The organism is Geothrix limicola (assembly GCF_030268085.1).
In the GTDB taxonomy this organism is placed as follows: domain Bacteria; phylum Acidobacteriota; class Holophagae; order Holophagales; family Holophagaceae; genus Geothrix; species Geothrix limicola.
This window is the reverse complement of the sequence record NZ_BSDE01000008.1, coordinates 24,964-39,260: the sequence shown is the minus strand read 5'-3', so window position 1 is coordinate 39,260 and position 14,297 is coordinate 24,964. Positions and strand designations below refer to the sequence as shown.

Below are 14,297 nucleotides of genomic sequence, written 5' to 3'. Positions count from 1 at the left end.
CGCCGGGGGTGAAGGACACCCCGAGGGGCGAGGCCTAGTTTAACGGTGAAGCGGGTCTTTCGCCGAAAGCCAGGATCCCATGATGGATGGGGAGTGGACCTGGAAGGTTCCTTGGCGGGCGCGGTCAAAACTCGAAGGTGGGCCCGCTCAGGGTCTGGGCATCGAGGATCTGGCCCTGGGCGTCGAGCGTGACGAGGCCCTGGGCCTGGCGCGGCGTCATCTGGCTGATCTGTTGCAGGGCCTGGCCGCGCAGTTCCGAGCTTCCGCCCTCGGCGCTTTCGAAGAACACGGCGCCCACGCGGTAGGTCTGCTTGGCATCCTGGACCAGGTGCAGATCGCGCAGCTGGCGCTCGTCCACGGGGCTGGGCGCGTCCGTCATCAGGCAGCGGGCCTGGGCGGTCTTGGGGAAGGCGATGACCTCGCGGATGTTGTCCACGCCCGCCATGAGCATGACGAGACGGTCCAGGCCCAGGGCCAGGCCGCCGTGGGGCGGCGCGCCGAAGGCCAGGGCGTCGAGCAGGTAGCCGAACTTGGCGCGGGCCTCGGCCTCGCTGATGCCGATGGTGCGGAACATGAGGCTCTGCGTTTCGGCATCGTGGATGCGGATGCTGCCGCCGCCCACCTCGAAGCCGTTAAGCACCAGATCGTAGGCCACGGCGCGGCAGGCGCCGGGATCGGTTTCCAGCAGGTCGAGGTCATCGGGGTGCGGGCTGGTGAAGGGGTGGTGGCAGGCCACGAAGCGGCGATCCTCCTCGTCCCACTGGAAGAGGGGGAAGTCCACGACCCACAGGAACTCGAAGGCGGATTCGTCAGTGAGGCCGAGGGTCTTGGCCAGCCGCAGGCGCAGCTCGCCCAGCACGCGGGAGGTCTGGTCATCGGTGCCCACGGCGAAGATGGCGAGGCCCTCGCCCTCCACCTTCAGGGTCGATTTCAATTCCGCCTCGAGATCGGCGCTGATGAACTTCTTGAAGCTGGAGGCCAGGCCGTCCTTGCCCCACTTGGCGTAGGGCAGGCCGCCGGCCCCGAGCTGCTTGGCGACCTCCTGCAGCTCGTCGAGCTGCTTGCGGCTGTACGCACCGGCCGCCTCGCCGGGGAAGAAGAGGGTACGGACGCGGCGCTGGCCCTGGGAATCCGAAGCGGCGCGGAAGAGGTTGAACTCGCTCTGGGCGAAGAGGTCCGTCACATCCTGGATCCTGAGCTTGCAGCGGAGGTCGGGCTTGTCGGAGCCGTACCACTCCATCGCGTCCTTGTAAGCCAGGCGCTGGAAGGGGGCGACGGCGCGCTGGCCCACGAGGGGACAGAGCTCGACCATCAGGCCTTCGATGATGTCCTGCACGTCGTTCTGGCGGACGAAGCTCATCTCCACGTCCACCTGGGTGAACTCGGGCTGGCGGTCGGCGCGCAGATCCTCGTCGCGGAAGCAGCGGCAGATCTGGACGTAGCGCTCGAAGCCCGAGACCTGCAGCATCTGCTTGTAGAGCTGGGGGCTCTGGGGCAGGGCGTAGAACTGGCCCGCGTGCACGCGGCTGGGCACGAGGTAGTCGCGGGCGCCTTCGGGGGTGGACTTGCCGAGGATGGGCGTTTCGAACTCGACGAAATCGTGCTTCCGGAAATAGTTGCGGATGACGTTGGAGGCTTCGCTGCGCAGGATCATGTTCCGCTGCAGCTGCTCGCGGCGCAGGTCCAGGAAGCGGTAGGTGAGGCGCAGATCCTCGCCCACGTGTTCGTCTTCCAGGGGGAAGGGCAGGGTGGCGGCGGTGTTGAGGATGCGCAGGCCCGTGAGGCGGATCTCGACGTCGCCGGTGGGCATGTTGGGGTTCTTGCTTTCGCGCTCGGCCACCACGCCTTCGGCGGCCAGCACGAACTCGCTGCGCACGGCCTTGAGCTTGGCCAGCAGGTCGGGATCGGCGGTCTCCTCGTTGGCCACGAGCTGCACCAGGCCCCAGCGGTCCCGCAGATCGAGGAAGACGAGCGAGCCGAGGTTGCGCACCCGGCGGCACCAGCCGAGCAGGCGCACGACCTGCCCCACGTGGTCGAGGCGCAGGTCGCCGTTGCGGTGGGTGCGTTGGAAGTCGCCGAGCCGATCGAGTTTCATAGCCTTCCAGGATCGCACCCGGGGGGCCGGGGCTCAAGCCATGGGGTGAGGCCGGGCGATGGGGCCGAAAAGCTGGAACCGCGAATGGCGCGAATGGGCGCGAAATGAAGACTCGCACGGGCGGAGGGCCGGGCTCCGGGGCATGTGTTGTTTTTTCGCGTCTTTCGCGTGTTTCGCGGTTGCTTTACCTGGCTTTGCGCCAGCCGGTCCAAAGCAGGGCCCCCAGGGCGACCCAGGCGCCGAAGGCGGTCCATTCGGTGCGTGTGAAGCTGCCGGGGATGCCGGGCAGGGCCTTCATGGCGATGAGGGCCAGGCTCACCACGGCGCTGAGGCCGGCCAGGGCCAGGCCCGTCGGATCAGGCGTCGCGGCCCTCCGGAGCCGCCCCAGGGCCGCCAGGGAAGCCGCCTGCCAGCCCAGGGTCACGGCCAGGGAGCCCACGTCGATGATGGGGATGAGGGCCGCGTCTCCCAGGAAGCTCGCGAGCCCCGTCAGGCCGGCGACGAGGAGGACGGCGGCGCTGGGGGTCCGGTAGCGGGGGTGGACGGTGCCCATGGCGGCGTGGACCATCCCCTTGTGGCCCAGGGCGTAGACCAGACGGGTGGCGGCCACGAACATGGCGTTGAAGACCTTGAGCAGGGAGAGCAGGGCCGCGAAGAGGATCACCTGGGCCAGGAGGCGCGAACCGAAGGCCCGCTGGAAGGCCTGCTCGGTGCCGAACTTCCCGGCCACCAGGTCGCGCCAGGGCACGATCCAGGCCACCACGAAGATCACCAGCGTGTAGAAGAGGGCGCCCGCCCCCAGGGACAGCACCATGGAGCGGCCGAAGCCCCGGGGATCGTAGCCCTCCTTGGCTTCTTCCGAACCCTTCACCACCGTTTCGAAGCCCGTCATGAAGTAGGGCATGACCTGGAGCATGAGCAGGATGGACAGGCCCGCGCCCGCCAGGCCAGTGCCCGCGGGGCCCGCGTGGGCGAAGAGGGGCTGCAGGTTGCGGGCCTCACCCCTGAAGAGGCCCAGGGTGGTGAAGCCGAGGAAGAGGGCGAGCATGCCGTAGGTGGCGAGGTTCTGGAACCGCGAGCTGAACTGCATGCCTCGGTAGTTCAGCGCGCCGAGGAAGGTCACCAGGCCCAGGCCCGCCAGCAGCCGGGGCAGGAAGATGGTCTTGCCGCCGACGACGTAAAGCGGGATCTGGTTCATGCCCGGCAGGGCCCGGGCCAGGAGGTTGCCGATGGCCACGGCCTCCCAGGGGCAGACGATGCCGTAGGCCAGCACCATCATCCAGCCCGCCGCGTAGCTGAGGGAGGGCGGGAAGACGCCTTCCGTGTAGGCCACCTCCGCGCCCGCATCCTGCACCACGCGGGCCAGGCGCCCGTAGGTGAGGGCCACGGGCAGCAGGGCCAGGCCGCCGAGGAGGAAGGCCAGCATGCCGCCCGCCGGGCCGCCTCGCGCCAGCCAGTCGTCGATGAGCACCACCCAGGCCACGCCCACCATGGAGCCGAAGCCGAAGGCGAAGTATTCGATGGACGAAAGGGTCCGGCGCAGGCTGGGCTGGGAGGTCATACCCCCATCATCGCCCAGAAAACCTTCACCACGGAGACACGGAGTTCACGGAGAAAAGAACACGGAGAAAAGCATGGAGGCACGCTGTGATCGGCCTCTGTTCCGTGCCCCCTCCGTGCTCTCCGTGTCTCCGTGGTGGGTTGTTTTCACCGGCCCCGCCACCGCGCCCAGCGCAGCCGCGCGCGGTCCATGTAGAGGTAGATGACCGGTGTCGTGTAGAGCGTGAGCAACTGGCTGAAGAGCAGGCCGCCCACGATGGCGACGCCGAGGGGACGCCGCAGCTCGGCGCCGGTGCCCAGGCCGATGGCCAGGGGCAGGCCACCCAGCAGGGCCGCCATGGTGGTCATGGTGATGGGGCGGAAGCGCAGGAGGCAGGCCTGGAAGATGGCCCGTTCGGGCGTGCTGCCCTCGCGGCGTTCCACCTCGATGGCGAAATCGATCATGAGGATGGCGTTCTTCTTCACGATGCCGATGAGCAGGATGATGCCGATGAAGGCGATGACGCTCAGGTCCATGCCGCAGGCGAGGAGGGCCAGCAGGGCGCCCACGCCCGCCGAAGGCAGGGTGGAGAGGATCGTCAGCGGGTGGATGAGGCTCTCATAAAGCATGCCCAGCACGATGTAGACCACCAGCAGGGCCGCCACGAGCAGCAGGGGCATGTTCGAGAGCGAGGCCTTGAATGCCTGGGCCGTGCCCATGAAGCTGCCGCGCAGGGTGCCCGGCATGCGGATCTCCTGCTGGGCCTTGTCGATGGCCGCCACCGCATCGCCCAGGGCCACACCCACCGGCAGGTTGAAGGAGAGGGTGACCGAAGGCTGCTGGCCCTGGTGGTTCACGGAAAGGGCCGTGTTCCGGCGTTCCAGCGTCGTGAAGGCGCTGAGGGGCACCAGGTTGCCGGTGTTGGAGCGGACGTAGGTGTGGCGCAGGCCGTCGGGCGTCTGCATGAAGGGCGAGTCCACCTCCATTACCACGTGGTACTGGTTCAGGGCCGTGTAGATGGTGGAGACGAAGCGCTGGCCGAAGGCGTCGTAGAGGGTGCTGTCGATGGCCTGGGGCGTGACGCCCAGCCGCGAGGCTGTGGCCCGGTCGATGACGAGGGAGGCTTCGAGCCCCTTGTTCTGCAGGTCCGAATTCACATCCGCCAGCTGCTTGACGGTCTTGAGCTTCTCCAGCACCTTCGGCGCCCATTCGAAGAGTTCGCGGGCGTCGTCGCCCTGCAGCGTGTACTGGTACTGGGTGCTGGAGGGCCGTCCGCCCAGCCGCAGATCCTGCACCGGCTGCATGTAGAGGGCCCCCCCAGGCAGGTGGGAGGTCTTCCCCCGCAGGCGCGCGATGATCTGGTCCGGCGTGTCCTTGCGCTGATCGTTGGGCTTCAGCGAGGCGAAGAGTCGGCCGGTGTTGCCGCCGCCGACGAAGGCCGTGACGTTCTCAATGGCCGGGTCGGTCTGCACGATGGCCACGTACTGGGTCATCAGCTTCTCCATGCCGGCGAAGGAAATATCCTGGTCCGCCACGATGGATCCAGTGATACGCCCCGTGTCCTGCTGGGGGAAGAAGCCCTTGGGGATGAACCAGTAGAGGGCCACCGTCGTGAGGACGGTCAGGATCCAGGTCATGAGCGTGACGAACTTGTGCCGGATGACCCAGGCGAGGGAGGTCTCGTAGTGGCGCATGATCCACTGGAAGACCCGCTCGCTGGCCTGGAAGGAGCGGCCGTGCTGCTCTTCGGAATGGGGCCGCAGGAGCCGTGAACACATCATGGGCGTGGTGGTGAGCGATACCACCATGGAGATGAGGATGGCGACGGAAAGGGTGACGGCGAATTCGCGGAAGAGGCGCCCGACGATGCCGCCCATCAGCAGGATGGGGATGAAGACGGCGATGAGCGAGATGCTGATGGATACGACGGTGAAGCCGATCTCCTTGGCGCCGTGGAGGGCCGCCTCCATGGGCTGCATGCCGTGCTCGAGGTGGCGGGTGATGTTCTCCACCACCACGATGGCGTCGTCCACCACGAAGCCCGTGGCCACGGTGAGGGCCATGAGCGACAGGTTGTCGATGGTGTAGCCCAGCAGGTACATGGCCCCGAAGGTGCCGATGAGCGAGATGGGCACGGCCACGCTGGGAATGAGGGTGGATCGCACGCTGCGAAGGAAGATGAAGACGACGAGGATGACGAGGGCGATGGAGATGGCCAGGGCCAGTTGCACGTCCTTCACCGAGGCCCGGATGGTGCGGGTGGCGTCGATGAGGACCTTCAGTTCCATGGTGGGGGGCAGCGAGGCCTGCATCTGCGGCAGGATGGCCTTCACGCGATCCACCGTATCGATGATGTTGGCGTCCGGCTGGCGGAAGATGGGCACCATGATGGCGGGGATGCCGTTGGAGAGGCCGCTGTTGCGCACGTTCTCCACGGAATCCGAGACGTTGGCCACGTCCGCGAGGCGCACGGCGCTGCCGCTCCGGTAGCGCAGGATGAGGGGGCGGTAGTCCGCCGCGCTCTTAAGCTGGTCCGTCGTGGCGATGGACCAGGTGGTCGATGAACCCGACAGATCGCCCTTGGGCTGGTTCAGGTTGGCGGCGGCGATGGCCAGGCGGACGTCGTCGAGGGCCAGACCCTGGGCGTTCAGCAGGGCGGGGTTCACATCCACGCGCACGGCGGGGAGGGCACCGCCCCACACGAAGACCTGGCCCACGCCCTCGATCTGCGAGAGCTTCTGCTGCAGCACCGACGAGGCGATGTCGTACATCCGTTCGCGGGGGATCAGCTTGGACGTCAGCGCCAGGATGAGGATGGGGGAATCCGCGGGATTCACCTTGCGGTAGTTCGGATTGTTGGGCAGGTTCGCGGGCAGGTCGCCGCGGGCGGCGTTGATGGCCGCCTGCACATCGCGTCCCGCCGCGTCGATGTTGCGGCTGAGGTCGAACTGGAGCGTGATATTCGTGCCGCCCAGGGAACTGGCCGAGGTCATCTCCGTGATGCCCGCGATGCGCCCGAACTGGCGTTCCAGGGGCGTGGCGACCGAAGACGCCATGGTCTCCGGACTGGCGCCCGGCAGGCCCGCCGAGACCTGGATGGTGGGGAACTCCACCTGGGGCAGGGGCGCCACCGGCAGGAACTGGTAGGCGATGGCGCCGAGCAGGGCCAGGGCCACCGTTAGCAGCGTGGTGGCCACGGGCCTTCGGATGAAGGGGGTGGAGAGGCTCACCGTTGGGCCTGCGTCGCTTGCTCCAAACGTCCCGTTTGGAGATGTGCGCCGCTGGCGCGGCGGGAAGGGCTTGAGGGGGAAAAGCCGTTCATGCCTGCTCCGCCGCAGGCGGAGCCGTAGCTGCGCCGCGCCCGCGGCGCAGCTTCCGCGCCACCCGGTCGAACGCGAGATAAATGACGGGTGTCGTGTAGAGCGTGAGTACCTGGCTGAAGATGAGGCCACCCACGATGACGATGCCCAGCGGGCGCCGCAATTCGGCGCCCACGCCCGTTCCCAGGGCCAGGGGCACGCCGCCCAGCATGGCCGCCAGGGTGGTCATGATGATGGGGCGGAAGCGCAGCAGGGAGGCCTGGTAGATGGCCTCCTGCGGCGGCAGGCCCTCCTTGCGTTCGGCGTCCAGCGCGAAGTCGATCATCATGATGGCGTTCTTCTCGACGATGCCGATGAGCAGGATGATGCCGATGAGGGCGATGACGCTGAAATCCGTGCGGCAGAGCATGAGCGAAAGCAGGGCGCCCACGCCCGCCGAGGGCAGGGTCGAGAGGATCGTGATGGGGTGGATGTAGCTTTCATACAGCACACCCAGCAGGATGTAGACCGTCAGCACCGCCGCGAGGATGAGGAGGGGCGTGTTGGTGAGCGAGGCGCCGAAGGCCTGGGCCGTGCCCTGGAATCCCGCCTTGATGCTGGGCGGAACGTCCATCTCCTGCCGGGCCTTCTGGACGGCCTTCACCGCATCGCCCAGCGACACGCCCGGGGCCAGGTTGAAGGACAGGGTGGCCGTGGGGAACTGGCCCTGGTGGTTGACGGCCAGGGGCGCGGGCAGGGTCTCGATGCGGGTAAAGGCGCTGAGGGGCACGGAGCCGCCGGAGCCTGAACGGACGTAGATGTTCTGCAGATCCTCGGGGCGCTGGTACTGGTTGGGGTGGGCCTCGAGCACCACGCGGTACTGGTTCAGCTGGGTGAACATGGTGGATACCTGGCGCTGGCCGAAGGCGTCGTAGAGGGCGTCGTCCAGCATCTGGGGCGTGATGCCCAGGCGCGAGGCTGTGGTGCGGTCGAGGCTGATGCGCACCTGGAGACCGGCGTTCTGCTGGTCGCTGGCGACCTCCCGCAATTCGGGCAGGGCGGAGAACCGCTCGACGAAACGGGGCACCCATTCGCCCAGCTCCTTGGCGTCCGCGTCCTCCAGCGTGTACTGGTACTGGGTGCGGCTGACGCGGTCTTCCACCGTGAGGTCCTGCACGGGCTGCAGGTAGAGGCGGATGCCTTCGATCTTGGCCAGTCGGGGCTGGAGCCGGTGGATGACTTCGTTGGCGTCCAGCTTGCGCTCGTCAAGGGGCTTCAGGTTGATCTGGATGCGGCCGCTGTTGAGCGTGGTGTTGGTGCCGTCGATGCCGATGAAGGAAGACAGGCTTTCCACGGCGGGATCCTTCAGGATCTCGGCGGAGAGCGCCTGCTGGCGCTCGGACATGGCGGCGAAAGAAACCGTCTGCGGCCCTTCGGAGATGCCGAGGATCACGCCCGTGTCCTGCACGGGGAAGAATCCCTTGGGCACGGCGAGGTAGAGCAGGATGGTGGAGGCCAAGGTGGCGACGGCGACGATGAGGGTGCCGGTCTGGTGCTTGAGCACCCAGGCCAGGGTGCGCCCGTAGAAGGCGATGATCCGCTGGAAGACGCGCTCCGAGGACTGGTAGAAGCGGCCCTGTTCCTCGGGCGGCGTGTGCTTGAGCAGCTTGGCGCACATCATGGGCGTGAGCGTCAGCGAGACCACGGCTGAGACGAGGATGGTCACGCTGAGGGTGACGGCGAATTCGCGGAAGAGGCGGCCCACGATGTCGCCCATGAAGAGCAGGGGGATGAGCACGGCGATGAGCGAAACGGTCAGCGACAGGATGGTGAAGCCGATCTGCCCGGCGCCCTTCAGCGCCGCCTGGAGCGGGGCCTCGCCCTCCTCGATGTAGCGCATGATGTTTTCGATCATCACGATGGCGTCGTCCACCACGAAGCCCGTCGAGATCGTCAGCGCCATGAGGGTGAGGTTGTTCAGGCTGTAGCCCAGCAGGTACATCACGCCGAACGTTCCCACCAGCGACAGCGGCACGGCCACGCTGGGGATGATGGTGGCGGCGAGGGTGCGCAGGAAGAGGAAGATCACCATGACCACGAGGGCGATGGTGAGCATCAGCTCGAATTCGACGTCCTCCACCGAGGCGCGGATGGTGACGGTGCGGTCCGTGAGGATGTTGAGCTCCACCGCCGCGGGCAGGGAGGCGCGGAGCTGGGGCATGAGGCTCTTCACCCGGTCCACCACGGCGATGATGTTGGCCCCGGGCTGGCGCTGGATGTTGAGGATGACGGCGGGGGTCGTGTTCTCCCAGGCGGCGAGTCGCGCGTTCTCGATGCCGTCGGTGACGGTGGCGATCTCGGAGATCGTCACGGGGGCGCCGTTCTTGTAGGCCACGACGAGGGGCCGGTAGTCGTCGCTGGTGAGCAGCTGGTCGTTGGCGCCGATGGCGTAGGCCTGGCGCAGGCCGTCGAAGCTGCCCTTGGCCTGGTTCACGTTGCTCTGCGCGACGGCGGTGCGCACATCGCCCAGGGTGAGGCCCTTGATGGCGAGGGCCGCGGGATTGGCCTGGATGCGCACGGCGGGCTTCTGTCCGCCGCTGATGCTGACGAGGCCCACGCCGGGCAGCTGGGAGATCTTCTGGGCCAGGCGCGTGTCGGCGAAGTCCTCCACCTTCGACAGGGGCAGGGTCCTCGATGTGAGGGCCAGGGTGAGGATGGGCGCGTCGGCGGGGTTGATCTTGCTGTAGATGGGTGGATTGGGGAGGTCCCGGGGCAGGTAGGTGCCCGCCGCGTTGACGGCCGCCTGCACCTGCTGCTCGGCCACGTCGATGTTCAGGTCCAGCACGAACTGCAGCGTGATGACCGAGCTGCCGCCGGAGCTGGTGGAGGACATGCGGTTGAGGCCCGGCAGCTGGCCGAACTGGCGCTCCAGCGGGGCCGTGATGGCCGAGGCCATGACGTCGGGGCTGGCGCCGGGATAGAAGGTGACCACCTGGATGGTGGGGTAGTCCACCTGGGGCAGGGCCGAGACCGGCAATTGCCGGAAGGCCAGCATGCCCACCAGCAGCAGCCCCGCCATGAGCAGCGAGGTCGCGATGGGCCGGAGGATGAAGGGCCGTGACGGATTCACAGGCAACTCGAATCAAAAAGCTTGAACCGCGAATGACGCGAATCGCCCTGCGGGCGCGCGAACAAAGGAAAAGGAGCCAAGCCCAGAAGAGAAGAACGGACGGTTCGAGTGCCCCAAACCATCAGCCCAGCCTCATTCGCGCCCATTCGCGTCATTCGCGGTTTCATGGTTTTCATGGGGCTCACCCCTTCGCGCCGGGGGCCTTGGGGAGGGACACCTTGCTGCCGGGGCGGAGTTTCTCGAGGCCGTCGGTGACGACGGTCTCCCCGCCGCTCAGGCCCTTGGTGAGGGCCGTGTCATCGCCGTCGGTGCCCTGCACCTCGATGAAGCGCAGCTCCACGGTGTTGTCGGGCTTCACGACGTAGACGAAGGCGCCCTGGGGACCGCGCTGGATGGCGGCGGTGGGCACGATGACGACGTCGTGCAGGGTGTCCACCAGCAGCTGGGCGTTCACGAACTGGTTGGGGAAGAGCACGCGGTCGTCATTGGTGAAGATGGCCTTGAGCCGCACGGTGCCGGTGGTTATGTCCACCTGATTGTCGATGGCGGCCAGGGATCCCGTGGCCAGGCGGGTCTTGAGGTCCCGGTCCCAGGCTTCCACGGGGAGTTTGCCGGCCTTCGCGTTCTGGCTGAGCACCTTCTGGATGTTGTCGGCGGGCACCGCGAAGAGGACGTTGATGGGCTGGATCGGCGCGATGGTCGCGATGCCGTTGGCGTCGGAGGCGTGCACGATGTTGCCTGCGTCCACGAGCCGCAGGCCCACCCGCCCTGAGATGGGCGCCGTGATGTGGCTGTAGACGAGGTTCAGCTTGGCGTTCTCCACCTGGGCCTGGTCCGACTTGAGGGCCGCCTGGTACTGGGCCACGGAGGTGACCTGGGTATCCAGCTGCTGGCGGGAGATGATGCCCTGCTGCACGAGACCTTCGAGGCGCCTCAGGTCCGCCTGGGCGTTCTGGTAGGCGGCCTGGTCCTTGGCGTACTGGCCCTCGGCCTGCATGAGCTGGACCTGGAAAGGGCGGGGATCGATCTCGGCGAGGAGTTCGCCTTCGCGCACCATCTGGCCCTCGGTGAAGGCGATGCGTTCCAGCTGGCCATCCACGCGGCTCTTCACCGTGACGTTGCTGAGGGCCGTGACGGTGCCCAGTCCGGTGAGATGCACGGCCATGTCGCCCTTTCGCGCCTTGGCCACGGCCACGGGCACGGCGCGTCCGCCGGGATTCGCGGCCGCATCCTTCTTGCCCCCACGGAAGAGGAAGAAGCCCAGCAGCAGGACGCCGCCGGCGAGGGCCCAGGGCCGCCAGCCGCGGAGGAGCAGCGGGCGGTTCGAGGTCAGGTCGGTGAAGGTGGATTCAGAAGCGTCCATAGGGATTCCAAACAATCAGGTGGGGGCTCAGGGCCGGGCGACACGGCCGGGGCCTTTGCCCGAGGCCACTGAGAAGAAGGTTTCCCAGGTGACGAATTCGCTCACGGGTTTCCATTCGGGCCAGGCGGCCGTATCGAAAGTCTTGGCGAGGGCCGCCCCATCCTGGCCGGGGTGGGCCTTCACGTGGGCCTGCACGGCCTGCAGGAAATCGCGATAGCGGAGCAGCTCCTTCTTGCCGCAGACGGGGCCGTGGCCGGGGATGATGCGGGAATCCTCGGGGATCCAGGAGGCCACCGAAGTGATCTGCGCGGCCAGTCCCTCGAAGCTGCCCCCGCCTTCGACATCGATGAAGGGCAGCATCCCGAGGAAGAAGAGGTCGCCCATGTGCATCACGTGGACGGAGGGGATGCCCACGAGGACATCGCCGTCCGTGTGGCCCGGCCCCAGGTGCAGCAGGTGGATCTCGGCCTCGTCCAGGTGGATGTTCAGGCGGGCCCGTTCCTTCGTGTCTTCGGATCCCAGCGAGAGCTCCGGCAGGCCACCCCGCTTGGCGGGGTCGAGCTTGGCCTGTTCCGTGATCATGCGGCGGCGGACGTTGGCGTGGGCGATGATGGCTGACACCTGCTTCTCCAGCACGACGTTGCCGCCGACGTGGTCGGGGTGGCCGTGGGTGTTGACGAGGTATTTGATGGGCTTGTCGGTGACGGAGCGCACGGCGTCGAGAAGGCCCGGCACGAGACGCTCGAACTGGTCGTCGATGAGCACGGCGTGCTTGGCGGTGACGACGAGGCCGATGTTTCCGCCCTGCCCGAAGATGCAGTAGACGTTCTCGGCCACCTTCTCCACCTTGTGGATCTTGGCGGCGTCGGCGGATCCAAGGGGTTGCGCGGCGCGATGCTTGGCATGGGCCGCGAGCGGCAGGGACAGGCCCACCGCGAAGGCAAGGCCGAGGGCGGTCAGGACACGCATGGCACCTCCACAGCTGGGCAGGATGGAAAGATCAAAGGGGCGGAACCGCTCAGGAAGCGGCGGATTCGTCTCCGGCTTCCGAAGCCGGAAGGCCGATCATCATCTCATCGAGGTTGCCGATCATGGCGAGTAGCCCGCGGCGCATCATGGCCTGCTCATTGAGGTCGATGCCCTCGACCAGGCTCGACTTGATCTCGGCGGAGAGGCGCTGGAGTTCCTGGGCCAGGGGCAGGGCCGTGGGGGCCAGGCTGATGAGGATGCGGCGGCCGTGCTTGGGGTCCGGCTGCGTGCGCAGCAGGCCGCGACCGACCATGGCCTTGACCACGCGGCTGGCCGTGGGGTCATCCATCCAGACCTGCTGGGCCAGCGGGTGCAGGGAAGATGGACCCTTCTCCAGCAGTACCAGGATGACCCAGAACTGTTGGAGGCTGAGGTCGTAGGGCGCAAGCCGGGCTGCCACCACGTGCTTCAGGCGTCGCCTTACGGCGGCGGCCAGGGTGCCGAGGCCCGCGTGGGTGAGGAGATCGGGCATGGGTTCTTGCATAAGCAAGAATCCTGGTCTTCGATTAGCCTCGTGTCAAGGGGTATAGGGTGTGGTCTTATTTTCCGCGGTTGCTAGGCCGGGCGGGGTGGCGTCCCCGTTCGCCGCGGGGGGCCGCACCCGCCGAGGGGCGCGGCGCGCGGGCCGGTCCGCGGCTGCGGCCACCGCCGCCCTGGCGGCCGGTCTGGATGGGCTCGGCGGGGATGCTCGGGTCCGGGGCGTAGCCGTGGATCACGTCCTTGGGCAGCTCCTTGCGAAGCAGCTTCTCGATGTCCTTGAGGAGCTTGTGCTCATCCACGCAGACCAGGGAGAGGGCCTCGCCCTCGCTGCCCGCGCGGCCCGTGCGGCCGATGCGGTGGATGTAGTCCTCGGGCACCTGGGGCAGCTCGTAGTTCACGACATGGGGCAGCTGGTCGATGTCCAGGCCGCGGGCGGCGATGTCCGTGGCGACGAGCACGCGAACGGAGCCCTTCTTGAACTCCTCGAGGGCCTTGATGCGCTGGGGCTGGCTCTTGTTGCCGTGGATGGCCATGGAGCTGATGCCGTCCTTGTCGAGCTGTTCGGACAGGCGGTTGGCGCCGTGCTTGGTGCGGGTGAAGACCAGCACCTGTTCCAGTTTGCGGGACGTGATGAGGTGGGCGAGCAGGGCGCGCTTGCGTTCGCGGTCCACGGGATGGACCACCTGCCGCACCAGCTCCGCCGCGGTGTTCTGCGGCGTGATCTGCACGGAGGCGGGATTCTTCAGGAACTTGGAGGCCAGCTGCTTGATCTCGTCCGTGAAGGTGGCCGAGAAGAGCAGGGTCTGACGGCTGGTGGGCAGCAGCGAGATGATCTTCTGGATGTCGCGGATGAAGCCCATGTCGAGCATGCGGTCCGCTTCGTCCAGCACGAGGATCTCGAGCTGGCTGAAGTTCAGGTTGCCCTGCTGATGGTGGTCCAGCAGGCGGCCCGGCGTGGCCACGAGGATCTCAACGCCGGCGCGCAGGGCCTTGGTCTGGGGGTTGATGTTCACGCCGCCGAAGATGGTCGCCGAGCGCAGGGGGATGTGCTTGCCGTAGGTGCGGACGCTTTCTTCCACCTGCATGGCCAGCTCGCGGGTGGGCGTGAGGATGAGGGCGCGGATGGGATGGCGCGCGGGCGAGGCCGAACTGCTGGCGTGGGGCGCCAGGAGCTGCAGCAGGGGCAGGGTGAAACCGGCGGTCTTGCCGGTGCCCGTCTGGGCGCGGGCCAGCAGGTCGCGGCCCTCCAGCACCAGCGGAATCGCCTGGGCCTGGATGGGGGTGGGGTGTTCGTAGCCCTGCTCGCGTACGGCGCGCAGGAGCTCGGGCAGCAGCCCGAGGGATTCGAAGGACATGACTTG

8 protein-coding genes are annotated in these 14,297 nt (G+C 67.4%); all 8 read right to left on the bottom strand.

Annotated elements, in window-relative coordinates; all coding sequences use genetic code 11:
• Positions 1–124 precede the first annotated feature (124 nt).
• On the bottom strand, positions 125–2,095 hold the full coding sequence (gene aspS / locus QSJ34_RS16530; protein ID WP_285577359.1) for an aspartate--tRNA ligase: 1,971 nt from the start codon (positions 2,093–2,095) through the stop codon (positions 125–127).
• Between the two features lie 184 nt (positions 2,096–2,279).
• Positions 2,280–3,656: an APC family permease gene (locus QSJ34_RS16525; protein ID WP_285577357.1), complete on the bottom strand. Its 1,377-nt coding sequence runs from the start codon at positions 3,654–3,656 to the stop codon at positions 2,280–2,282.
• Positions 3,657–3,802: 146 nt separating this feature from the next.
• Positions 3,803–6,865: a multidrug efflux RND transporter permease subunit gene (locus tag QSJ34_RS16520; RefSeq protein WP_285577355.1), complete on the bottom strand. Its 3,063-nt coding sequence runs from the start codon at positions 6,863–6,865 to the stop codon at positions 3,803–3,805.
• Positions 6,866–6,953: 88 nt separating this feature from the next.
• Entirely contained in the window at positions 6,954–10,064 is a 3,111-nt protein-coding gene (locus tag QSJ34_RS16515) for an MdtB/MuxB family multidrug efflux RND transporter permease subunit (RefSeq protein WP_285577353.1), read from the bottom strand.
• A 181-nt stretch (positions 10,065–10,245) separates the two neighbouring features.
• Positions 10,246–11,427, bottom strand: coding sequence for an MdtA/MuxA family multidrug efflux RND transporter periplasmic adaptor subunit (locus QSJ34_RS16510; RefSeq protein ID WP_285577351.1), 1,182 nt, complete (start codon positions 11,425–11,427; stop codon positions 10,246–10,248).
• Positions 11,428–11,454: 27 nt separating this feature from the next.
• Complete coding sequence (locus tag QSJ34_RS16505; RefSeq protein ID WP_285577349.1) at positions 11,455–12,396, bottom strand: MBL fold metallo-hydrolase; 942 nt, start codon at positions 12,394–12,396, stop codon at positions 11,455–11,457.
• A gap of 49 nt (positions 12,397–12,445) precedes the next feature.
• Positions 12,446–12,928, bottom strand: a complete 483-nt coding sequence (locus QSJ34_RS16500; protein WP_285577348.1) for a MarR family winged helix-turn-helix transcriptional regulator — start codon at positions 12,926–12,928, stop codon at positions 12,446–12,448.
• A gap of 67 nt (positions 12,929–12,995) precedes the next feature.
• A complete protein-coding gene (locus tag QSJ34_RS16495) occupies positions 12,996–14,291 on the bottom strand; it encodes a DEAD/DEAH box helicase (RefSeq protein ID WP_285577346.1) in 1,296 nt (431 codons plus the stop codon).
• Positions 14,292–14,297: the final 6 nt, after the last annotated feature.